The 22,334-nt window shown below is 43.3% G+C and carries 19 protein-coding genes; 8 read left to right on the forward strand and 11 right to left on the reverse strand.

Going from position 1 to position 22,334, the window contains the following annotated elements:
* Positions 1 to 124 precede the first annotated feature (124 nt).
* Positions 125 to 1,048: a tRNA (adenosine(37)-N6)-dimethylallyltransferase MiaA gene (gene miaA, locus F8N35_RS03785; RefSeq protein WP_293050019.1), complete on the forward strand. Its 924-nt coding sequence runs from the start codon at positions 125 to 127 to the stop codon at positions 1,046 to 1,048.
* A 90-nt stretch (positions 1,049 to 1,138) separates the two neighbouring features.
* Positions 1,139 to 1,819, forward strand: a complete 681-nt coding sequence (locus F8N35_RS03790; RefSeq protein ID WP_293050020.1) for a hypothetical protein — start codon at positions 1,139 to 1,141, stop codon at positions 1,817 to 1,819.
* Positions 1,820 to 2,160: 341 nt separating this feature from the next.
* On the opposite strand, the gene F8N35_RS03795 is transcribed toward F8N35_RS03790, so the two are convergent.
* The 3 genes from F8N35_RS03795 to rsmG form a co-directional block, all read right to left on the reverse strand.
* Positions 2,161 to 3,210: a hypothetical protein gene (locus tag F8N35_RS03795; protein WP_293050021.1), complete on the reverse strand. Its 1,050-nt coding sequence runs from the start codon at positions 3,208 to 3,210 to the stop codon at positions 2,161 to 2,163.
* A gap of 41 nt (positions 3,211 to 3,251) precedes the next feature.
* A complete protein-coding gene (locus F8N35_RS03800) occupies positions 3,252 to 3,998 on the reverse strand; it encodes a nitroreductase family protein (protein ID WP_293050022.1) in 747 nt (248 codons plus the stop codon).
* A gap of 66 nt (positions 3,999 to 4,064) precedes the next feature.
* Positions 4,065 to 4,691 (reverse strand): 16S rRNA (guanine(527)-N(7))-methyltransferase RsmG, encoded by a 627-nt coding sequence (gene rsmG / locus F8N35_RS03805; RefSeq protein ID WP_293050106.1) that lies wholly within the window; start codon positions 4,689 to 4,691, stop codon positions 4,065 to 4,067.
* A gap of 141 nt (positions 4,692 to 4,832) precedes the next feature.
* On the opposite strand from rsmG, the gene hisB reads away from it, so the two are divergent.
* The 3 genes from hisB (at position 4,833) to F8N35_RS03820 (ending at position 7,132) form a co-directional block, all read left to right on the forward strand.
* Positions 4,833 to 5,960 carry a bifunctional histidinol-phosphatase/imidazoleglycerol-phosphate dehydratase HisB gene (gene hisB / locus F8N35_RS03810; RefSeq protein ID WP_293050023.1) on the forward strand — a complete coding sequence of 376 codons (1,128 nt, stop codon included), beginning with the start codon at positions 4,833 to 4,835 and terminating at the stop codon, positions 5,958 to 5,960.
* Between the two features lie 232 nt (positions 5,961 to 6,192).
* Positions 6,193 to 6,663: a hypothetical protein gene (locus tag F8N35_RS03815; protein WP_293050024.1), complete on the forward strand. Its 471-nt coding sequence runs from the start codon at positions 6,193 to 6,195 to the stop codon at positions 6,661 to 6,663.
* Positions 6,664 to 6,682: 19 nt separating this feature from the next.
* Entirely contained in the window at positions 6,683 to 7,132 is a 450-nt protein-coding gene (locus F8N35_RS03820; protein WP_293050025.1) for a BT0820 family HAD-type phosphatase, read from the forward strand.
* A 123-nt stretch (positions 7,133 to 7,255) separates the two neighbouring features.
* On the opposite strand, the gene F8N35_RS03825 is transcribed toward F8N35_RS03820, so the two are convergent.
* The 4 genes from F8N35_RS03825 to F8N35_RS03840 all read right to left on the reverse strand — a co-directional run bounded on the left by F8N35_RS03825 (position 7,256) and on the right by F8N35_RS03840 (position 11,358).
* Complete coding sequence (locus tag F8N35_RS03825) at positions 7,256 to 7,645, reverse strand: GxxExxY protein (RefSeq protein ID WP_293050026.1); 390 nt, start codon at positions 7,643 to 7,645, stop codon at positions 7,256 to 7,258.
* A 270-nt stretch (positions 7,646 to 7,915) separates the two neighbouring features.
* A complete protein-coding gene (locus F8N35_RS03830; RefSeq protein ID WP_293050027.1) occupies positions 7,916 to 8,494 on the reverse strand; it encodes a hypothetical protein in 579 nt (192 codons plus the stop codon).
* A 257-nt stretch (positions 8,495 to 8,751) separates the two neighbouring features.
* The gene (locus tag F8N35_RS03835) at positions 8,752 to 11,031 is read right to left on the reverse strand and encodes an FAD-dependent oxidoreductase (protein ID WP_293050028.1); all 2,280 of its coding nucleotides are present in this window, start codon (positions 11,029 to 11,031) and stop codon (positions 8,752 to 8,754) included.
* Positions 11,032 to 11,037: 6 nt separating this feature from the next.
* Positions 11,038 to 11,358 carry a rhodanese-like domain-containing protein gene (locus F8N35_RS03840; RefSeq protein ID WP_293050029.1) on the reverse strand — a complete coding sequence of 107 codons (321 nt, stop codon included), beginning with the start codon at positions 11,356 to 11,358 and terminating at the stop codon, positions 11,038 to 11,040.
* Between the two features lie 801 nt (positions 11,359 to 12,159).
* Between F8N35_RS03840 and F8N35_RS03845 the strand changes: the two genes are divergently transcribed.
* The 3 genes from F8N35_RS03845 (at position 12,160) to F8N35_RS03855 (ending at position 18,240) form a co-directional block, all read left to right on the forward strand.
* Positions 12,160 to 14,586 (forward strand): TonB-dependent receptor, encoded by a 2,427-nt coding sequence (locus tag F8N35_RS03845; protein ID WP_293050030.1) that lies wholly within the window; start codon positions 12,160 to 12,162, stop codon positions 14,584 to 14,586.
* A gap of 603 nt (positions 14,587 to 15,189) precedes the next feature.
* Positions 15,190 to 15,960 carry an LPS export ABC transporter ATP-binding protein gene (gene lptB, locus F8N35_RS03850; RefSeq protein WP_293050031.1) on the forward strand — a complete coding sequence of 257 codons (771 nt, stop codon included), beginning with the start codon at positions 15,190 to 15,192 and terminating at the stop codon, positions 15,958 to 15,960.
* A 27-nt stretch (positions 15,961 to 15,987) separates the two neighbouring features.
* Positions 15,988 to 18,240, forward strand: a complete 2,253-nt coding sequence (locus F8N35_RS03855; protein WP_293050032.1) for a RelA/SpoT family protein — start codon at positions 15,988 to 15,990, stop codon at positions 18,238 to 18,240.
* A 15-nt stretch (positions 18,241 to 18,255) separates the two neighbouring features.
* Here the strand turns inward: F8N35_RS03855 and F8N35_RS03860 are convergent, their stop codons facing one another.
* From F8N35_RS03860 to F8N35_RS03875, 4 genes are all read right to left on the reverse strand, one after another.
* On the reverse strand, positions 18,256 to 19,263 hold the full coding sequence (locus tag F8N35_RS03860) for a PhoH family protein (protein ID WP_293050033.1): 1,008 nt from the start codon (positions 19,261 to 19,263) through the stop codon (positions 18,256 to 18,258).
* Positions 19,264 to 19,322: 59 nt separating this feature from the next.
* Complete coding sequence (locus F8N35_RS03865; RefSeq protein WP_293050034.1) at positions 19,323 to 19,691, reverse strand: four helix bundle protein; 369 nt, start codon at positions 19,689 to 19,691, stop codon at positions 19,323 to 19,325.
* 94 nt (positions 19,692 to 19,785) lie between these two features.
* Positions 19,786 to 21,066 (reverse strand): serine hydroxymethyltransferase, encoded by a 1,281-nt coding sequence (gene glyA, locus F8N35_RS03870; protein ID WP_293050035.1) that lies wholly within the window; start codon positions 21,064 to 21,066, stop codon positions 19,786 to 19,788.
* Positions 21,067 to 21,197: 131 nt separating this feature from the next.
* A complete protein-coding gene (locus F8N35_RS03875) occupies positions 21,198 to 22,307 on the reverse strand; it encodes a glycosyltransferase (protein WP_293050036.1) in 1,110 nt (369 codons plus the stop codon).
* Between the last annotated feature and the right edge of the window lie 27 nt (positions 22,308 to 22,334).

Consider the following 22,334-nt stretch of genomic DNA (forward strand, 5'->3'; position numbering starts at 1 on the left):
AGGTGTTTGGTTTCGTTTAATGCTGATTTTGATATTAACTTATTTTAATATTTTGGAGATTTGTATGTGGGGTAAAAAAAAAACGATTAATTTTGTTTCGAATATTCAGCCAAACAGTCAGCTTATGCAAGATTTCGAGAAAAAACCACCTGTTCTATTTGTTTTATTGGGCCCTACCGGAGTGGGTAAAACCACTTTGAGTCTTAGGATTGCGAAGCTGTTGCAGAGTCCGGTAATCTCATGCGATTCACGTCAGTTTTATCGTGAAATGAAGATAGGAACAGCGGCTCCTACCGAAGAGCAATTGAAAGCGGCTGAACATTATTATGTAGGCACTCACTCTATTCATGAGCAATACAATGCAGGGAAATTTGAATTGGATGTCATAAAACTGCTTGAAAATCTCTTTGAAGAACACCCGTATGCGCTGATGGTGGGAGGTTCTATGCTGTATATTGATGCGGTATGCAATGGAATAGACGATTTGCCCACAATCTCCCCCGAAGTAAGAGCTGAAATCCGGAAATTGTATGATGCAGAAGGTCTGGAAGGCATTCGGATGCGGCTCAAATTGCTCGATCCCGATTATTACAATCAGGTGGATCTGATGAACGCACAGCGCATTCTTCATGCGTTAGAGGTGTGTGTTACCTGCAATAAACCCTATTCTTCGATGCGGACAAACACTGCCAAGCAGCGACCGTTTGAAATTGTCAAGATAGGCCTAAACCGCCCGCGAGAAGAGTTATATGCGCGAATCAATGCCCGGGTGGATGAAATGATGGACGAAGGTCTTGAGGAGGAAGCGCGTTCCCTCTATACATGGAAAGATTTGAATGCTTTGCAAACTGTAGGTTATAAGGAATTGTTCAACTATTTTGACGGGATTTGGACCAAGGACTTTGCGGTAGACATGATCCGTCAGGATTCGCGCCGGTATGCTAAAAAACAGTTGTCATGGTTTAATCGCGATAAATCGATACGCTGGTTTAATCCGGATGACGAAGAGGCCGTAATGGAGTATGTTTCCGTATTTATGGAAAGATAACATTGCGGATATAATAAACCATTTACGGGCAGCGTTTCTTGAAAGATGTCAATTGTATTTCACACCGAAAAGGTTCAAAACTAGATAGTCATGAAGAGAAAATTAATAGTTGTACTTATGCTTGTAATGGCTGGTGTTGGCGCACATGCCCAGTTTAGCAAGCAACTTTCATTCCCTAACTGGTATGTAAGCCTTTATGGCGGTTTTAATGCTTTTATGTCTGAAAATAACATGCCGGGAGCAAAAGGGACTAATTTCACCATCAGTAATAATGTTAACCCGATATTCACAGTAGGTGTGGGCTATGATATAAGCAAACTGTGGTCGGCACGTGGGCAGCTCGGGTGGGTAAAATACAAATGGTCGCCCGATGGTGTTGATCATTATCATGCCTGGGCGGCAACGCTAACGGCTGATATGATGTTAAACGTTACCCGGTTAATTGCAGATTACGATCCGAATCGAAATTTTGAATTTCAGGTGTTTTTAGGATCGGGTGCTGCTTATCGTCCCAAAATTAAGTACGTTGACTATACATCCGATATGGTTATTTCGCCGATAGCAAGAGCCGGTGTTCAGGCAAGCTTTTTTGTGTCGCGCCGGTTTGCTATCAGCCTCGATCTGGCCACCAACTTTGTTTCCGACAGGATGGATGATGTAGTAACCCGTCATTTCAGCGATAATTATACCTCGTTAATGTTGGGATTTACATATCATATTATTGGTTGTCAATGTCAAAAAAAGCCTCATAATATGACGTATTCGTATTGATTCTGCCAGATATATAACGAAACAGGAGTCGGTTGTCCGGCTCCTGTTTTTTTTTGTCTTATATTCTGTCTTTTGTCTTTTATTTTAAGGTATTCGGGCTTTTCACAAAGCATTAAAAAATGGGCAGTCTCACGACTACCCAATCCTTGTTAACCTTAAAATCTAATACTATGAAAAAATCACACTGCAAAGTTAAGAGCAGTTGAATCATAGTGCAAATTTTAATGGTTAATATGTGTCAATATAATGTTAAAATATTGATTTAGCTATCAAAATGACTTTTAATGTGTATTATGCTATCAAAATATCATATTTATAACGAAAATGATTTCATTTTGATCTTATTTTGGCATTTTGTTGTGGTGTGTCTTACAAAATGCTCCTAATTTTAGGGTTAAACTTAATTGTTGAGAGTTTAATAATGCGCCATCCACCATATGGAAACAAATAGCGGCTCTCGAGCTTACATATTTATTTTCGACAGGAATATATGCAAAATCAAGCCTTCCGTAGTTGCCAGACTGATACAAACCGTCACCATTGGCTACTCTCAGCTTCCCGCCACGATAGTATGAGGCATCCACTCCGATTTTTTTTGCGTAAATATGAGCCTGCACAAAGCCTCCGGCCCAGAAATGCAGTTTGGGGTCGGGCCGATCCCGGTCATAGCAACCCAAAACTCCTGCTTTGAAAGACAATTCCCTTAGGCTTGTCTGTTTGGTAAAATCGGCTCCGAAAAGCAAGGCAAAAGCTCCATTGTCGCGGATATGATCGTCTTCGAGGTGACCTCCGTAAAGAGCTTTGTGGAACATGTAAAAATAGTGGTCGAAGAATAGCGTCGGTGAGAGATTGATTCGCCCATATAAACCGGCTAAAAACGATTCTCTTACATTTGAACGCTGACGGCCGGTCCAGTCGCACCAAAAATTCTCGTAGCCCCATGTGCCTCTTGCTTCAAGGTAAGCGCCCTGGATGTTCGGGCGGTAGTTGTCGAGCGAATCGCTGAGCAGAGCCAGGGGATAGTCGAGCAAACCTCTACGGGGAAACGATCCCAGCAGTCCTGTCAGTCCGTCTTTTTGATAATGGTAAAACAAGTTTACGGTGGGTGTGTTGCCATCTATTTTGTCTCCGTATTCGTAGAGGTAATTGATGCCGGCCATAAATCCTTGTGTGGAATCTATTTTTGCACCCAACATTCCGTTAAGCCGCGCGCCGAGCATAGTTTGCGAAATGGCATATTTATCGCTGTTGCCGGAGTATTCCCTGTTGTCCAGAAAGTGGCTGGCTTCTACAAAGTAGTTGAGCTTTTGGGCTTCAAGAGTGCCAAAGGTAAAGATAATCAGGGATGAAAGAATGATCTTTTTAAACATTGTAATTTGTTGTTTCTTCATGTGTTACATGCACTGGCGAAATGCCATGAAACGGTGATTTATTATTCAGGTAAATATCCTTGTTTCTTCAGAACATCCAAAAAGAGTACGGAGAAAGTTTCGTTGGCATTTTTGGTGTAACGCACATCGGTAAATACCTGAGCAAGTGTTTCTTTGTTGTTCTCTGCAATGAATTGTTTGTTTTCGGGCAAACTTTCCTTGTAGGCGTAGATTTGGTCGATATCTTCCGCTGAATAGTCCTGATAGGTTTCGAAGTGCACAATGCCCTCTAAAGGAAGACGGTCAACCGGATTCGGAGTTTCGGCTGGATAGCCGATGGTCAGAGTCACGATGGGTACAACGAATTTAGGAAGTTTCAGCACGTCGATAATTTTGTGTGCGTTATAAGTGGTTGTTCCGAAATAGCAGGTTCCTAATCCTTCGCTTTCGGCAGCCACGCAAAAGTGTTCGGCCACAATCGTTGCGTCAATCATTGCGGAGGTGAATGATAAGAAATTATCGTATCCGGGTACCGCGTTGCGTTGTTCGCACCATTTGTTGAAACGGTTGAAGTCGGCACAGAACGTAACCACTACCGGAGCCTGTTTTATAGACGGCTGGTTGAAGTGACAGGGCGACAATGCTTCTTTTACGGATTGATCTTGTGTAACTACAATGCTGTAAGTTTGCATGTTGCCGGTGTTTGCAGCTCGACAGGCAGTTTCCAGAAGTTCGTTTAGTAATTCGGCCGGAATAGCCTGCTCTGTATATTTGCGTACGGAAACGCGGTCTTTTAAAGAAGAAAACATATTGATGTGTTTACGATTTTAATATTTCGGCTTTCTCACCACCTCACTTTCTCACCATCTCACTTTCTAACTGTGCAGTGGCAGGTATACTCCTTTTTTAGTTTCGAAAAATTCTTCTGAGAAAAACTCGCTCAGGTCGTATACGGTAACATCTTGCTTAAATGGAAGGATCTCATGTTCCAGTTCGCCTCCCTTCAGGCAGATAAGCCCGTTTGGCAGTGCGTTTCCCTGCTTCGGAGAGATATTTTTGCGCACGATTTTTACCAGATCACCCAAAGGCATCACGGCACGGCTCACCACAAAATCGAATTTCGTTTTTTCTTCCTGTCCGCGGCAATGGCGGAACGTGATGTTTTTCAATCCGATGGCAGTTGAAACCTCGGTGGCAACCTTAATTTTTTTGCCGATAGAATCTACCAGATGGAATTGCACTTCGGGAAAAAGAATGGCCAGCGGCACCCCCGGAAAACCTCCACCAGTACCAATGTCCATCACGGTTGTGCCCGGTCGGAACGTGATGATTTTTGCGATTGCCAGCGAGTGTAACACGTGGCGTTCGTACAGGTTGTCGATGTCTTTGCGAGAAATGACATTTATTTTACTGTTCCAGTCTGCATAAAGCGACTGTAATTGAGCGAATTGTTGTTGTTGAGTTTCGGTGAGATGAGGGAAATAGCGGAGTAGCAGTTCGATCATAGCTATAATGAATTTAACCGCAAATGTACGACAAATTTTGTACCTTTGCACAACAACCAAATGGCTTCGTATTGTAAAACCTAATTCTCAATATTGCAACCGGTTGATTGGTTGTCGGTTGTAAATTGCTGCTATAAAATGAGACCAGTACTCTTCATTGACCGGGACGGTACCCTGATTATCGAACCCCCCGTTACGTTTCAGATAGATTCTCTCGAATTGCTTGAGTTTTATCCCAAAGTATTCCGTAACCTCTATAAGATTGCCACCAAAAGCGATTTTCGTTTGGTAATGGTGACCAATCAGGACGGTCTGGGTACGGAAGATTATCCCGAAGAAGCTTTCGATGCCGTACAGGGCAAAATGCTAAAAGCGTTTGAAAACGAGGGAATTAATTTTGAAGATATTCATATTGATACGTCGTTTCCCGAAGATAACTCACCCAACCGCAAGCCGCGTACAGGCCTTTTGAAAGGTTATATGGACGGTAGCGCCGATATTGAAAATTCGTACGTTATCGGCGATCGCCTGACGGATGTACAATTGGCAAAGAATCTCGGTTGCAAGGCGATTTTTATGCGCAATTACGACGAGGTGTCTGTCTTATTGAAAGATAAGCAACTGGAAGAGTATTGTGCACTGGTTTCGCCCGATTGGGATCGCGTGGCCGACTTCCTGCTGGGTACTCCACGTATTGCAGAAGTGGTTCGTAAAACCAGCGAAACAGATATTTACGTAAAACTGGATCTCGATGGCTCGGGCAAATGCGATATTGCTACCGGACTCGGGTTCTTCGATCACATGCTGGCGCAGATTGGCAAGCACTCGGGTTGCGACCTTACGGTTAAGGTAAAAGGCGATCTGGAAGTTGACGAACACCACACGATAGAAGATACGGCTCTTGCTTTGGGTGAGGCTTTTGCAAAAGCTTTGGGCGATAAGCGAGGCATCGAACGCTACGGTTTTTGCCTGCCGATGGACGATTGTCTGTGCCAGGTGGCGCTTGACTTTGGCGGACGTCCATGGTTGGTTTGGAATGCCGAATTCAAACGCGAAAAAGTGGGTGAAATGCCGACCGAAATGTTCCTGCACTTCTTCAAATCGTTCAGCGATGCTGCCAAAATGAATCTCAACATCAAGGCCGAAGGAGAAAACGAACATCACAAGATCGAAGGCATTTTCAAAGCATTGGCCCGTGCCATCAAAATGGCGATTCGTCGCGATATTTTCAGCAGCGACCTGCCAAGTACCAAAGGAGCACTGTAAATAGTTAGCGAGCATGTGAGATAGAGAGGTGGCGAGAAAAGAGACCGCGAGATAGCGAATTTGTCTTTTCAAATTAGCCCCTAATTAGCTCCGCTGATCTTCGATTCCCCGGAAGGGGACTTTGGGAGAAATGGAAAGAGAGAGATATTCAAAATGACAGATTTAAAAGCCCCTTTAGGGGTTTGGGGTAGATAAAAGAGAAATCATAGAACAAATCATTCGGATGCAAATAATGACAGAAAGAGTACTTCGATTTTCGCAGCGCGGGTATTACCTGAGTTTTTTAATGGCAGTTGTTGCCGTGATTGCAGGGTACTTTGCAGCCCGTTTTGTTCATTTTGATAAAAGCTCAGAATCGGGCATAGCATTACAGTCGCTTGTATTCATCCTGTTGTTGAGTACGTTGCCGGGTGTTTTATGGTGGTTTCACCGATTGGTGGAACGCTTAAAAGCAAAGCCGGATGCAGAGAAAGAGCGGGCTTATAAGCAGATGATTGCGATTCGCCTGTCAGTGGTAGATTTCAATATAGTACTGAACATTCTGTTGTTCTTCTTATTCTCCGATAAATCGTTCTTCATGTGTACGGCGATTGCGGCTATTATTCTGTTGTTTTGCCGACCCAACCAGCGAAATATCGAATCGGATCTGGGTTTGGGGGTTGTCAACGAAGAGGTAGAAGAAGACGAAACTAATGATCAATAATCGATAGATATCTTACAACATGGTTATAGCGGTTGACTTTGACGGAACAATTGTAGAACACGAATATCCGAAAATCGGACGTGAAATACCTTTTGCCTTTGATGTGCTCAAACGCTTGCAGAAAGAGGAGTTTCATCAGTTGATTTTATGGACGGTAAGGGAAGGTGAATTGCTCGAAGAAGCTCTGGAGTATTGTCGCCAGCGGGGACTTGAATTTTATGCGGTAAACAGCGACCACCCGGGAACTCCTTATCCTGACGAGCTGATTTCCAGAAAGCTGAAAGTGGATATTTTTATCGACGATAGAAATATAGGTGGCTTGCCCGACTGGGGCGTGATTTACCGCATGGTAAAGTACAAGCAATCCTGGCCCGAAGCAATGAATAGCGCCGAAACGGAATATATCCGCAAGAAGAAGCCCAATCTGCTGATTCGCCTGGGAGAGATGCTGGAAGCTTCAAAAAGATAATATAAAGTAAAAAAACAAGAGGTCGTTATGAGAGTAATGACCTCTTGCTTTTTTCGTCCCGTCGGAATTGTCTAAACTATGATTATAGTAGATTTAAAGATTAATCAGATGATGGAAGCAGAATCAGGAGGGTTTGAATTTCGAATTGATAAGTCGTTTTACCTCCAAACTTTTGCTTCCGAAATTTATTAAGAGACCGACTTCTATATTATATGCTTCGAGATAGTTGATGGCTTGTGCTAAATGAACATCCTCCAACCTGATGACCGCTTTTAATTCAACCGAAATATTGTCTTCTATCAAAAAATCAACTCTTCGTCTCCCTATTTCTACCTCCCTGTAATAGATCGGCATTTCAAATTCTCTTTTGAAATACATTTGGAAATAAGGCAACTCAATTTCCAAAGCTCGTTGGTAAATTACCTCCTGAAAGCCATTGCCAAGTGCTTTATGCACCTGCATGGCTGCTCCGATTATTCTACCAGTTATCTCTTTGTACTTGTATTCTTCCATAAATGTATATCAGTATGGTTTGAAGTTTGTCCTAAAGGCTTAGGCTTAGTCAGATTAAAATCTGTGTTAACTGCTTAATCCTCTAAAATCAGAGCTCTGACATTTGCTACTCATTGTTTAAACCATGATTATAGCAGATTAAAAGATTAAGCAGATTAAAATCTGTGTCATCAGCTTAATCCAGTTAAATCATAGTTCTGACATTTGCCGGCAAAGTGATTGTAATTTCCCACCAACCGATGGGATCTTCTATCTCGGTATTTTCGTGTATTAAATGGTCGAACTTTTGCATTCTGTTTTGTCTTTGGTTTTATCTTCAAATAATTTGTTTATTCTCGGTTGAATAATCCAAATTCCTATCGGAAAAAACCAAATTAGAAAAAACTCACCTGCAAAATCACTAAATGTCACTGGCTTTTGCCATTCGACTGTTTTTAATTCTTTTGAAATGAAATACAAACAGTAAAAAATACAAAACATAGAAAATAAATGAAGTGGAAATACTATTCCAAAAATAGCTGAGTTTGTCACTGTGTTAGTAGCAAACACGCTATATATATAAACCGAAAAAAATAGCATATAAACAGCAGGTATCAAAAGAAATAATTTGAACTTATTCAAATTCATATTTACTGTCTCAGGCAGTTTTTTGTGTAGATTTGATCCGAGAGAATAAAACCACCCTAAAAAAAGTCCCATATACAAAACTATCAATATAGGATAAACTTTAAATTCTCCTGTCGGATCATTACTCGAATTTGTTGACTCCATAAAAAACTGAAAAATAACTGGAAGTCCAAGAAGTAATCCAAATAGTTGCCAATGTTTAAGAGTTAGGAATTTAGTCATAAATTTTGCTTTGTTATTTATGAATTTAATGTGGTGCTTGTTCCTTATTTTGTTAATAGCCATTCTTGTGACAAAAGGTTTCTCTTCCGCCACAAATATAGCAAATAAATAAAATTTAGTAAAATAATTATTTTTGCAAAAACAAAAAGCCTCAACGGATGAAGTATAATCATCTGTTGAGGCTGTGTAGTTGGTTAGTGGAGTAATTTAATTCATCCGGTGGGCGAACGTTGGCGCCCTGAAAAAGTCGATTGGCTTTACCGTTGCATCATCATCTGCATGATGCCGCCGCCGTTTTTTACGTTGGTGAAGCCCATCTGCATCAGTATGCGTTGCGCATAGGCCGAACGGGCTCCCGAAGCACAATAGAGCGTAATGTCTCTCGCTTTGTCGCCCAGTTCGTTCACTCTGGCTGGCAGTTCGTCCAGCTGAATGTTAACGGCTCCGGGGTAAGCCCCACCGGCAAATTCCTGCGGAGTGCGCACATCCACAATCAGCGGCAGGTTTTTAGGGTTGGAAGACGGTTTTTGCTGAACCGGTCGGCGTGCCATCATGGTGGACAGTCCGCCACCGTTGGTGACGTTGGTATAACCGAGCTGCATCAGTATTTGTTGCGCGTAAGCCGAACGGCCTCCCGAAACGCAATAGACAATTATTTCGCGGTCAGATTTGTCTCCAAATTCACTGCTGCGGGTCATCACTTCGTCCAACGGAATGTTGACTGCACCAGGGTAAGCTCCGGTACGGAATTCTTCCACCGTCCGCACATCCACAATCAGCGTCGAATTGGTTTCTGCTGGTTTTGCTGCGCTTGTTTCAACTGTTTTTTCTTCCTGTTTTTCGGTAGTCTTCTTTTCTATGGGCAACAGGTCGATAGCGATGTTTTTGAATCCTACCGCACGGGCATGCCGTTGCAAGGAAGTGTGTCCTCCCGAAATGTTGACCACGTTGCTGAATCCGGCACCTTTCAGTGTTCGGAGAGCCTGATGTCCCTTTTTGCCGGTTTCGTCGTACACAATAATCAATTGGTCGGATGGAACGGACGGTAATTGTTGCAACAATAATTCGAGTGGGATATGCTTGGCGCCTTCGATATGGCTTTTCTCAAAAGCAAAAATGTCACGCACATCAATGAAGAGTGGCTTTTTGCCATCCACAAAAGCATCCAGCTCCGAAGCGGTAACGGACGGACTGAAACCCGACAGTTTGTTTTCAGCCGTGAAAGCCGCCATGTTCATGGCGTCGTTGGCCGTGCCGATTGGTGGCGAATAGGCAAAGTCAATGTCCGACAGGTCGCTTACCGTCAGTTTGGCGGCAGCAGCGGTGGCAATCACGTCCAACCGTTTGTCGGCTCCTTTGTATCCGGCCGTTTGTCCCCCGAGGACGACGCCTGTTTTCTTATCATATACCAGCATCACGCTCACGGTTTCGGCGCCCGGCATATAACTGGTATGGTGTTCTTTGTGTACTACCACGGCGTCGGCGTCGATTCCCTGTGCACGAGCCTGCTTAAGCGATAAACCTGTAGTTCCGGCAACCGCTTCGAAAACACGCACGACGGAAGTGCCCAGTGCGCCTTTGTATGGATGTTTTCCTCCCAAAGCATTTTCGGCGGCAATACGTCCCTGGCGATTGGCCGGTCCGGCAAGAGGAATGCGAACTTTCTTCCCGTTTACACGATGTTCAATTTCGACCATGTCGCCGGCAGCAAAAATATCGGGATCGTTTGTTTGCAGGTATTCATTCACCAGCAAACCGCCGGCTTCACCGATAGAAAGCGAGGCTTCTTTTGCCAGTTGAAGGGTAGGTGATACGCCGATAGAGAGCAGAACAATGTCAGCTTCCAGTATCTTGCCGTTTGCAAGTTTTACAGCATCGGGAGTGATTTCCGAAACGGCAGTGCCGGTGTGAATGGTTACTCCGTGCGATAACATTTCGTTTTCGATAAATCCAGCGGTTTCAGCTTCCATGATGGACATGACGTGTGGCATCATCTCAACTACGCTCACGTTCAGTCCTTTCTTGGTGAGTGCTTCCACCATTTCGAGACCGATAAATCCACCGCCTACAACTACCGCGTTTTTCGGTTTCTGTTCCTGCAAATGACGATAAATGCTGTCCATATTGTCGAGTGTCCAGAGCGTGAACACATGGTTGAGGTCAGCACCCGGAAGAGCAGGTTTGATGGGACGTCCGCCCTGTGCCAGTATCAGTTTGGTATAAGGAACAACGCACGTTTCTCCGGTTTGGAAGTTTTTTGTGGTGATGGTATGCTCCTTGCGGTTGATGGCTGTGACGCTGGTGTTGATGCGTACATCCACGCCGTATTGTTCGTTAAAGCTTTCCGGGCTTTGAAGAATCAGTTTGGAGCGGCTTTTGATGTCTCCGCCGATATAATAGGGAAGTCCGCAATTGGCGAATGAAATGTCCGGTCCCGACTCAATCATGGTGATGTTTGCTTCCGACGAAATCCGACGAACTTTGGCGGCTGCGGTAGCTCCGGCAGCCACTCCGCCGATAATGACAATTTGTTCCATATGTGATTATGATTTGATTTTTCTGTTCAGACTATACCAGCTGCCGCCGTTGTGAACACTGGTGTATCCACGGGAGAGAAGTATTCCTTTTGCCGAGGCGCTTCGCATTCCGGAGGCGCAACAGGTGATGATTGTACGGTTTTTGTCTTTGAATTTATTGAGGTTGCCGGATAACTGGTCGACAGGAATGTTGATTGATCCCTGAATATGACCGGATGCAAACTCTCCTTTTGAACGAACGTCAAGGATAATGGCGCCCTGACTGACAAGCTCTTTGAAATCGGCTTTCGGTGTAATTCCGAACAGTTTCTTTAGTGTTTCTAACATAGTTGAACGATTTTGTTTTTTTTGACGTTGCAAAGATATATACAAATCAAACGAATTACAATAGTATCACTAATTAAATTATTATAATATCACTATTAATGAATGAGAGTAATTGAGCTGTATTTGTGTAAAGTGTATATATATAGAATATTATGCAAATTATTTTAGTGCCAAAAAAATATTTATAACTCCGTCCTTCAGGGTGGAGACAAGAAAATAAATGATTATCCGCAATGTGACCGCTCAACACCGGAGGTGTTGTTCCAATAATAACGTCGGGATTTATCCCGGCGGGAATGAAAATCGCATTTTGCACATAACGCTGTAAGCGTTTTCCTGTAAGCGGGATACCGCTACGCGGTTTGGAGAGGATATTGATTAGGATTGGTTTGTGGTTGTCTAAAAAAGTCAACGTTGCTATTAACAACCGTATAAACAGAAAGACAAGCTCATTTTTATACCCCTAAATCCCCTAAAGGGGACTTATACGCCAATAAAAATAGCAGATTTATAGCCCCTTCAGGGGTTGGGGTAAAAAACAAACAAAGATACACTTTCGATTCGTAAGTTATTACAAAACCAATATCCCTATTGAGACATCCTCTATTGCTGGTTTACGCCTCTGGAGTAAAAAGGCCGTTAGTTCATTATGCGGATAATCATTAAAGTAAATGCCTTAAGCATTGAAAACAATAGACTTTTGAACTTCACGTTAATATATTAACTTTGTTTTGGAAAAATGAACGGTTCAGACAGATTGGAACTCTGATTGTGCCGATCAAACATATAAAACTTCTGTTTGTGAAGAAATTCTTTTTGCTGATATTGCTTTTGTGTGTGTCAACGGCCTTTTATGCACAACATAAACCAAGGCTCTTTGGTTATGTGAATGATAAAGAAAAGCGGCCGATTGAACTTGCAACGGTATCGATAAAAGGCATGGCGATTGGGACTACAACCAATAAAAACGGATTTTATGAGCTGCTCCTGAATGCTCAAGATTCGGTCGAATTGTTTGTTTCCTGCGTTGGATACAAGCCATTTGTGAAAAGGATACTTCCCGATTTCAAACTGGCTCAGCTCAATATTACGCTGGAAACGGATACACGCGAATTATCGGCGGTAGAAGTCAATGCACCCCGTTTGCAAACCACGACTTCAGAACTGATCGACGTTTCTCACTGGCGGATGTTGCCTGATGCAAGTGGCGGCAGCATAGAGTCGTTGATTAGTACATTGCCGGGAGTGCATTCCACTAACGAATTGAGTTCTCAATATTCAGTCAGAGGCGGAAGTTATGACGAAAACAGCGTTTATGTAAATGGTATTGAGGTGTATCGCCCCTTGTTGATCCGTGCGGGGCAGCAGGAAGGTCTGAGCTTTATTAATCCGGATATGGTGCAGAATGTTGCCTTCTCAGCCGGCGGATTCTCTTCCAAATTGGGAGATAAAATGTCATCAGTGCTGGATATTACCTACAAACAGCCCACCACATTTGAGGGTGCTCTCTCTGCTGGATTGCAGGGCGCTTCGGCATATGTGGGGACGGCCTCTTCGAAGTTCAGTCAGATGCACGGCTTGCGCTACAAGAGTAATTCTTTCCTTTTGGGGTCTCTCGATACCAAAGGCCAGTACGATCCCTCCTTTTTTGATTACCAAACCTATCTGACGTATAATTTCAATCCTCACCTTGAACTTAGCTTTCTGGGGAATATTTCGCAGAACAACTACCGCTTTATTCCACAAGAGCAGGAAACATCATTCGGTACACTCCAAATGCCGCTGCAATTGAAAGTCTATTTTGACGGACAGGAAGAAGATGTTTTCAAGACACAGACCGGAGCTCTGACGTTGACTTATAAGCCGACGCAGAATCTGAAGCTCCGATTTTCAGCCTCGGCCTTCAATACCAACGAAGAAGAAACGTATGACATTGCCGGGCAATACTGGCTTTATGAACTGGCCATGACGGGAAATGGAAAAGGAGAGCCTTCGACAACGATTGGTATCGGGTCGTATCGTCAACATGCGCGCAACTCGCTGGATGCTTCTGTTGTTGGGGGAAGCCATGCGGGAGAGTTTCGTGCCGGCAACCATTTGCTGGAGTGGGGGATTGGAGTGCAAAGAGAGTGTATTACCAATAAGATGAAAGAGTGGGAATATCGCGATTCAGCAGGTTACTCGTTGCCATACACTTCGACATTAAAAGTGTACAATAACCTTACCGCTAATCTGCAACTGGAATCTTTTCGGTCAAGCGGATATTTCCAGGATACCTATAAATTGCGTTCAGATAAAGGTTTATGGTCATTTACGGGAGGTTTTCGGGTGAATAACTGGTCGTACAACAAACAGTTCCTTTTTAGTCCCCGACTTACGGTGGCTTTCTTCCCCCGATCGAGCAACCTTTCATTTCGGTTTGCTACCGGCGTCTATTATCAGACCCCGTTCTACAAGGAGTTGCGTGATACTGCCGTGGTAGGAGGCAATGTGGTTGCCAGTCTTAATAGCCAAATCAAGGCGCAAAAGTCACTTCATTTTGTTTTGGGGGCAGATTATCACTTCATCAAATGGAATCGTCCTTTTAAGTTTACCGCGGAAGCTTATTACAAGCCTGCAACAAATGTGATTCCTTATGTGGTTGACAATGTGAAAATCACCTATTTTGGTGGTAATTGCGCCAAGGCGTATTCCGCAGGATTGGATATGAAATTGTTTGGTGAGTTTGTTCCCGGCTCCGATTCCTGGATCGGCCTCTCTCTGATGCAGTCAAAACAGAATATTCAGAAAGGAACGGATGGCGTCGGCAATTCTGTTTATACGGGTTATATTTCGCGGCCTAACGAACAGCGTTATAGCGTTACGATGTTTTTTCAGGATTATTTGCCCAACAATCAGCGCCTGAAAGTGAACCTGAAACTGATCTGGTCGGATGGATTGCCGGTTGCCGCATCACATAATCCGTATGTGATGGCATTTCGTACACCTGACTATCGCAGAGTTGATATTGGTGCTTCCTATGCGTTGATAGACAAAACCCATCGGCCCCAAACCGGAGTCTTTTCGCACATGAAATCCGTTTGGCTCAATCTGGATGTGTTTAATCTTTTGGATATTAGTAATGTCAATTCATATATTTGGCTGTCAGATATTTACAATCGTCAATACGCTATTCCCAACTATCTCACCCGCAGGCTGCTGAATTTTAGGGTATCTGCTGAGTTTTAGTTTGATGTGTAATGTTCAATCTTCGTGAACTTAGTGATAGCCTTTGTGTGCTTCGTGGTAAGAATTTGTGTTTAACCACAAAGATCACTAAGATCTTCACAAAGGACACAAAGAAAATGTGTGTTGGTTAAGGTTTAGTTATCAGCCTTCTATTTTCTTCGAAATATAAAATCCTCTTCGTGAACTTAGTGATTTCTTTGTGCACTTCGTGGTAAAGAATCCGTGTTCTGCCACAAAGGACGCTAAGAGGTTCACAAAGGACACAAAACGTGTGTTTGGGTTAAGAGTTAGTCGCCTGTCTATTATCTTCTTAGAAATATAAAATTCTCTTCGTGAACTTAGTGATAGCCTTTGTGCACTTCGAGGTGAGAATCTGTGTTTAAAAACAAAGAACGCTAAGAGGTTCACAAAGGACACAAAACGTGAGTAATGTTTATGGCTTGGCGTTCACCACCTCACCGTCTCTCTATCTCACTACCTCTCCACCTATTTCTTCTTTCTCTCCTCATCATCAGTTACTTGTTATTATTAACAAATTCCTTTAGCATAAAATGCCCGATTTTTGGGAAGATTTGCTATTTTTGTGGTTAAATCTCTTATATTATGTCGCAAAACAGTGCAATGGAATTGCGTACCGAAAACCTTGTCAAACGATATGGCAAGAGAACGGTGGTTGATCACGTATCTATTGATTTGAAGCAAGGTGAAATTGTAGGTCTGCTTGGACCGAATGGTGCCGGTAAGACCACAACTTTCTACATGACCACCGGACTTATAACTCCCAATGAAGGAAAAATCTTCTTAAACGAACAGGAAATAACTAAGTTTCCGGTATATAAACGTGCACAGGCCGGGATTGGCTATTTGGCTCAGGAAGCATCCGTCTTCCGGCAGATGTCGGTCGAAGACAATATTCGTGCCGTGCTTGAGATGACCGATTTTTCAAAAGAAAAACAGGCCGAAAAACTTGAAACGCTGATCAAGGAATTTAGTCTTGGTCATGTCCGCAAAAATATAGGTAACCGTCTTTCCGGGGGAGAGCGCCGTCGTACAGAAATTGCCCGGTGTCTTGCCATCGAACCTAAATTTATTATGCTCGATGAGCCGTTTGCCGGTGTTGACCCTATTGCCGTTCAGGATATTCAGGATATTGTATGGCATCTAAAAGATATGAATATCGGCATTCTGATTACCGACCATAACGTAGATGAAACGCTTTCTATTACTGACCGTGCCTATTTGTTGTTCGAAGGGAAAACACTGTTTCAGGGCACAGCTGAAGAACTGGCAGGAAATCCTATTGTGCGTGAAAAGTACCTCGGGCGCGATTTCGAGTTGAAACGGAAAAAAGGTCAATTTGTGCCTCAGGCGTAAGATTAACGACAAACATTCGTCACTACCATGATTATTGATCCGATAAAACAGATGCAGGATGAACAGGTAATGATTCAGCAGGCTTTTAGCGAAGTGCTGGACGTTTATACCCATTCGCCACACCGACAGAAGGTCGAAATAATTCAGAAAGCCTTTGAGTTTGCCAATGAGGCTCACCGGGGTATTCGGCGACGGTCGGGTGAACCCTACATTATGCACCCTATTGCAGTAGCAAAAATCGTGGCGCAGGAAATCGGGCTCGGATCGACCTCCATTTGTGCGGCTCTTTTACATGATGTGGTTGAAGATACAGATTTTACGGTAGAAGATATTGAGAATCAATTTAATAAACGAATAGCCATCATCGTGGACGGGCTGACGAAGATTTCGGGCGGAGTATTTGCCGAACGGGTTTCAGAACAGGCCGAAAACTTCAGGAAACTGCTGCTAACCATGTCCGAGGATATTCGTGTAATTCTGATCAAAATTGCCGACCGTCTTCATAATATGCGAACCCTTGGTTCCATGCCTCCGGCAAAGCAATATAAAATAGCCGGCGAAACCCTCTACATCTACGCTCCTCTTGCCAACCGTCTTGGCCTTTTCTCCATAAAAAGCGAACTCGAAAATCTCAGTTTTAAGTACGAACACCCTGAAACATTTGCCGAAATTACGGCGTTGATTGAAGCTGAATCCGCTGAACACGAACAGGTTTATAGCGAATTCAAAACGCCGATTGAAGCGAAACTGAAAGCTTTGGGCTTTACTGCCGAATTGAAAGAGCGGGTAAAGACGGTATATTCTGTCTGGCACAAAATGCAAACCAAGAATATTCCGTTTGAGGAAGTGTATGATCTCTTGGCTCTTCGTATTGTGTTCGAACCCAAACCCGAAATGACGGAGCAGGAGCAGTGCTGGATTATTTATTCTGCTATCACACAGATATATCGCCCGCATCCCGAACGTATCCGCGACTGGGTGAGTACTCCTAAAGCAAACGGGTATTCGGCGTTGCACGTCACTGTTATGGGGCCTCACGGACGTTGGATTGAAGTTCAGATTCGCAGTACGCATATGAACGAGGTAGCAGAAAAGGGTCTTGCAGCCCACTGGAAATATAAGACAGGGGAACAGCGCGATGATGAAACAGAACTCGATAAATGGCTGAAAGAGCTCAAGGAAGAGCTCAAGAATCCTACACCGAGTGCAGTGGATTTCATGGATAACGTGAAGCTGAATCTCTTTGCATCTGAAATATTTGTGTTTACCCCGAAGGGTGAAATTAAAACGATTCCTCAGGGCGCTACAGCACTCGATTTCGCCTTTCTGCTTCACTCCGATCTTGGGTTCAAATGTATCGGAGCAAAGGTGAATCATAAATTAGTACCTTTGAGCCATGTGCTTGCCAGTGGTGACCAGGTGGAGATCCTGACAGCTAAAATGCAAAAGCCACAGGCCGACTGGTTGCGTTTTGTGGTTACCGCTCGCGCTAAAACAAAACTGGAGACTGCTCTGAAAAAAGAGCTTACGTCTGTATCGCAAACCGGGCAGAAAAACATTGAAGAAGAGCTGAAAAAGGTAAGCCTGGCTCCTACGCCAGACACGATTCAACGTTTGGTGGAGTATTATAAATTGGCCGACAAGAAGGAATTGTACCGCCAGGCAGGAAAGAATTATATTGATCTGACAGACATCTCAAAAAAGATATTTAAGCCCAGACAACCGAACCTTTTGAAGAAGTTTGTTACCCTTCAGTTTGGTAGCTCGGAAAATAAAAAGGGTAAAGATGAAGAGGAAACTACAGTGTCCGCACACAAGGTGGATCGTAAAAAAACCTTCCGTTTGACCGATGAAAAGTCGGGCAAATCGTTCCGCATTGCACCCTGTTGTCAGCCAATACCAGGCGATGACGTGTTTGGTTACGTGGATGAAGATGAGGTGGTGATTGTTCATAAGCGCCAATGTCCCGAAGCTCTGAAGCTTAAAGCCAGCCATGGAGAACGGATCGTTACGGCAGAATGGGCAATGCACAAAGAGCTATCTTTTGCGGTAACAGTTGAAATGAATGGGATTGATCGTATTGGGATGCTTCGTGAGATTTCCCGCGTTGTCACCGATGAATATTCGATCAATATTCAAAGTATTAATATTGAAACGAAAGACGGGATATTCTATGGACGTTTGCACCTGTATGTGTACGGTACGGAACAGGTCAATAACCTGTGCATGAAGCTCCTGAAGATAAAGGGAATGAGCTCTGTGAAACGTGTGGAAGCGTGATATAATTGATAACGCTTAATTGTTAATGGTCAATGATTGGTTTGTAACTGTTTCGTTGACCTTCTTTTTATCCAGAGCTTTTTTCTTCTTAGAATGTTTATCGTAAGCTTCTACAATCTGACGAACCAGTTTGTGTCGAACGATGTCTTTTACAGAGAATTCTACTTTCGAAATACCCTTCACGTTCCGCAATACTTCCAGCGATTCTATCAAACCTGATTTTTGAGAGGGCGGAAGGTCTATCTGGGTTATATCTCCAGTGATAATAACCTTGCTGTTGATGCCCATACGGGTAAGGAACATCTTGATTTGCATCGTGGAGGTGTTTTGTGCCTCATCCAGTATTACTACAGCATCATTGAGCGTACGTCCGCGCATAAAAGCCAGAGGGGCAATCTGAATAGTTCCGTTTTCCATGAATTCCTTCAGTTTGGCACCGGGAATCATATCCTGCAAGGCATCATAGAGTGGTTGCAGATACGGATCAATCTTTTCCTTCATATCTCCGGGAAGAAAGCCAAGTTTTTCACCAGCTTCGACCGCAGGCCTACTCAGAATGATCTTCTTAATTTCCTTGTTTTTCAGAGAACGCACAGCAAGGGCGATAGCGGTGTACGTCTTTCCGGAACCGGCAGGGCCAATAGCAAATAAGAGATCGTTTTTTTCGAATTCCTTAACGAGCTTTTTTTGGTTTTCTGTGCGTGCGGTAATGGTTTTGCCGTTGATACCGTGGATGATGAGGTTGTCCTGCTTTATCTCGGTAGGAGAGTTGCCTTTGATGATGTCGATAATTACCTCTTCATTGAGAAGATTATATTCGGCACAATAATTCTGTAGTTTTTGTACAGATTCGTCGAATGCAACCATAATCTCTTCATCACCCAATGCCCGTAATACATTTCCACGAGCCACTATTTTCAGCTTAGGAAAAAGGTTTTTGATTAAGGCGATGTTGGCGTTATTGACCCCGAAAAAAACTACCGGATCAACAGTTTCATTGAGTAAAATGGTTCGTTCGATCATGTATTAGATAGTGAGATAATGAGATGGTGAGAAAGCGAGCCAGTAAATGTAAAAGTTAGTTATTGTTGTCTCCATTTTTTACGGGTGATGGAAAATATTTTCAATAATTCTTCAGCTTCTCTTTTTATCGATTCAATATGTTTTGTTTCGATTAGAAGAGCCTCTTCTAATAGCTCCAACCAAAATAGAGATTCATCTGTTTCTTCAACAACAATGCATAATTTGGAGAATTTTTCAGCATTTGAACGACCTCTGGTTACAGCACGAAAATTTGCTGCGACAGACGTACCTGAACGTAACAGTTGCTTGCCTAGAATTCGTGTTTCGTCATCATGTTTACAAAAAGCAGAATAAAAACGAATAACTGAAACAGCAAATAATTTGGTTCGTTGCCGGTATTTTTCGTTGAAGTCTGTTGCGTAGTCCAAAAAAATCTATTTAGAAGTTACGTTTGAAAATTTGAGAGAATGTGAGGCGGTTTTTACTCACCGCCTCACATTCTCATTATCTCGCTTGCTGTTTTTAGTATGCAAACAAGTCATATCCGGCCATCACTCCGTTCACTTTGTCGCGAACGGATTTGATGACAGTTTCGTTGTCTGTGTTATGAAGTACGGTGTCGATCATTTCAACGATTTCACCCATCAGGCCTTCTTTTGCACCACGGGTAGTGATGGCAGGAGTACCAACGCGGATACCTGAAGTCTGGAATGGAGAACGGCTGTCGAACGGAACCATATTTTTATTAACTGTAATATCAGCTTTTACCAGACTGTTTTCTGCCACTTTACCTGTTAAATCAGGGAATTTGGTGCGCAGGTCAATCAGCATGGAGTGGTTGTCGGTACCGTCAGAAATGATTTTGTAGCCTTTGGACATGAATGCGTCAGCCATTACAGCAGCATTTTTCTGCACCTGTGTCTGGTATTCAACATATGATGGTTGTAATGCTTCGTAGAAGGCTACTGCTTTTGCAGCAATCACGTGTTCCAATGGACCGCCCTGGATACCCGGGAATACGGCAGAATCGAGCAACGAAGACATCTTCTTGATTTCGCCTTTCGGTGTTGTCTTGCCCCATGGATTTTCAAAGTCTTTGCCCATCAAAATGATACCACCACGAGGACCACGCAAGGTTTTGTGGGTGGTAGAGGTAACTATATGAGCATATTTTAACGGATTTTCGAGCAAACCGGCAGCAATCAGACCAGCAGGATGAGCCATGTCGATCATTAAAAGAGCACCGATTTTGTCAGCAATGGCACGCATACGGGCATAATCCCAGTCGCGTGAATAAGCAGAAGCACCACCTACGATCAGTTTCGGACGTTCGCGCAGTGCAACTTCTTCCATCTGGTCGTAGTCAACGCGACCAGTATCTTCTTTAACGCTGTATGCCAGTGGTTGATAAAGAATTCCCGAACTGTTGACAGGGGATCCGTGTGAAAGGTGGCCGCCGTGAGCAAGGTTCAAACCGAGGAATTTATCACCGGGATTAAGTACTGCCAAAAATACAGCCGCATTAGCCTGCGCTCCGGAGTGAGGCTGAACGTTAGCATATTCCGCACCGAAAATTTCTTTCAGACGATCGATAGCAAGTTGTTCGCTCAGGTCAACTACTTCGCAACCGCCGTAGTAACGGTGGCCGGGATAGCCTTCGGCGTATTTGTTGGTAAGCCATGTTCCCATAGCCTGCATTACCTGGTCACTTACAAAGTTCTCGGACGCAATCAGCTCAATACCTTTTAATTGGCGCTGATGTTCCTTCTCGATAATCTCAAAAATAGCATTGTCGCGTGTCATGTAGAAAAGAATTATGTGAAGGTTAGAAATTGCTTAAAAAAGAAGTTGCAAAGGTAGCCATTTTTATTCAGAAACGAGCAGTAAGAAACATCTAACGCAGGGATAAATGCCCAGTAATTAACAATTAATAATTAACGATTAATAATTGTTTGGTATGTCTCTTTCAGCCGGTTGAGGTGACTCTCGATGCTGTATGTTTCACGTACCCATCGAGCTGTTTCTTCCGCTTTTTGTTTATAACGATCAGGGTTTACGGTGAAGGGTAAAAACTTATTGAGTAAGTCCTCCGGATATTTGGTGTTGTAGATATTTGCGTAGCTGCCTCTATCCGTAATTTCCAGCATCACTTCCCAGTCGTTTACAAAAACAGGGATAGCGCTGGCCATTGCTTCGATAACAGCAATGCCGAAGGTGTCATGATCTGTTGAATAGATAAATGCATCCAGTTGAGTCAAAATGTCGGGTACATCCGAACGTGCACCCAGAAAAAGCACTTTGTCGTCCAACCCGTTTTCATGGCAAAAACTAACGCATTGGTCGTAGCGCCACTCTTCCCCCGGATTTTTTTTACCGACAAATAAAAAGCAAAAATTTATTCCTTGGTCGTTTAGTAGTTTAAGGAACTTGCAGATAGTCAACTGATCTCTTACACCTCCGAAGTTACCTACGCTTCCAAGCAAAATGGTATCTGATGTTATATTCAATTCTGTTCTCCATGAATTACTTTTTGCGGGAGTCAGTTTGTCGAATGAAATGCCATTATAAACCGTAACAGCATTCTCTTCTGCAAAGCGATATCGGTGATGGTAATATTTTTTCTGTGAGTTGCTAACGAAAATATTCAGGTCTGTGTGACGAATGATCCAATGAATGAGTGTCTTATCTGTTTTTTCGGCTTCCATATCGTAGCCATGAAACGTAAGCGCAACTTTGATACCAGTCCCAACGGTAGCTATACGGGCATAAAGAGCATCGAGAGGTTGTTGGGCATGGACAATTGCAATTTTGTTGCGGATAAGCAGCTTTCTCAACTTTACAAAATATGTAACATCAGCTATTGATTTCGGACTGAGGCAATAGAGCGGGACTCCCGTCTTTTTGAAATCGTCGGCAAGTATACCTGCTTTCCGGAAAATACCGATAAACGGGAATCCCGCTATAGCAGCATTTCGGAAACAGTCTAAAAGAAGCGTTTCTGTTCCTCCCCGGTTTAATGACCCCAAAAGATAGGCAATTCGCATACGAAATTCAACGTTATAAGATTTAAT

Origin of the sequence: Paludibacter sp. (genome assembly GCF_009712605.1) — a bacterium.
Classification (GTDB): domain Bacteria; phylum Bacteroidota; class Bacteroidia; order Bacteroidales; family Paludibacteraceae; genus Microbacter.

What these genes read in the sequence shown, in the direction of transcription:
- miaA (WP_293050019.1), top strand. Translation starts at nt 125, where the DNA reads ATGCAAGATTTCGAGAAAAAACCACCTGTTCTATTTGTTTTATTGGGC.
- F8N35_RS03790 (WP_293050020.1), top strand. Translation starts at nt 1,139, where the DNA reads ATGAAGAGAAAATTAATAGTTGTACTTATGCTTGTAATGGCTGGTGTT.
- F8N35_RS03795 (WP_293050021.1), bottom strand. Translation starts at nt 3,210, where the DNA reads ATGAAGAAACAACAAATTACAATGTTTAAAAAGATCATTCTTTCATCC.
- F8N35_RS03800 (WP_293050022.1), bottom strand. Translation starts at nt 3,998, where the DNA reads ATGTTTTCTTCTTTAAAAGACCGCGTTTCCGTACGCAAATATACAGAG.
- hisB (WP_293050023.1), top strand. Translation starts at nt 4,833, where the DNA reads ATGAGACCAGTACTCTTCATTGACCGGGACGGTACCCTGATTATCGAA.
- F8N35_RS03815 (WP_293050024.1), top strand. Translation starts at nt 6,193, where the DNA reads ATGACAGAAAGAGTACTTCGATTTTCGCAGCGCGGGTATTACCTGAGT.
- F8N35_RS03820 (WP_293050025.1), top strand. Translation starts at nt 6,683, where the DNA reads ATGGTTATAGCGGTTGACTTTGACGGAACAATTGTAGAACACGAATAT.
- F8N35_RS03825 (WP_293050026.1), bottom strand. Translation starts at nt 7,645, where the DNA reads ATGGAAGAATACAAGTACAAAGAGATAACTGGTAGAATAATCGGAGCA.
- F8N35_RS03830 (WP_293050027.1), bottom strand. Translation starts at nt 8,494, where the DNA reads ATGACTAAATTCCTAACTCTTAAACATTGGCAACTATTTGGATTACTT.
- F8N35_RS03835 (WP_293050028.1), bottom strand. Translation starts at nt 11,031, where the DNA reads ATGGAACAAATTGTCATTATCGGCGGAGTGGCTGCCGGAGCTACCGCA.
- F8N35_RS03840 (WP_293050029.1), bottom strand. Translation starts at nt 11,358, where the DNA reads ATGTTAGAAACACTAAAGAAACTGTTCGGAATTACACCGAAAGCCGAT.
- lptB (WP_293050031.1), top strand. Translation starts at nt 15,190, where the DNA reads ATGTCGCAAAACAGTGCAATGGAATTGCGTACCGAAAACCTTGTCAAA.
- F8N35_RS03855 (WP_293050032.1), top strand. Translation starts at nt 15,988, where the DNA reads ATGATTATTGATCCGATAAAACAGATGCAGGATGAACAGGTAATGATT.
- F8N35_RS03860 (WP_293050033.1), bottom strand. Translation starts at nt 19,263, where the DNA reads ATGATCGAACGAACCATTTTACTCAATGAAACTGTTGATCCGGTAGTT.
- glyA (WP_293050035.1), bottom strand. Translation starts at nt 21,066, where the DNA reads ATGACACGCGACAATGCTATTTTTGAGATTATCGAGAAGGAACATCAG.
- F8N35_RS03875 (WP_293050036.1), bottom strand. Translation starts at nt 22,307, where the DNA reads ATGCGAATTGCCTATCTTTTGGGGTCATTAAACCGGGGAGGAACAGAA.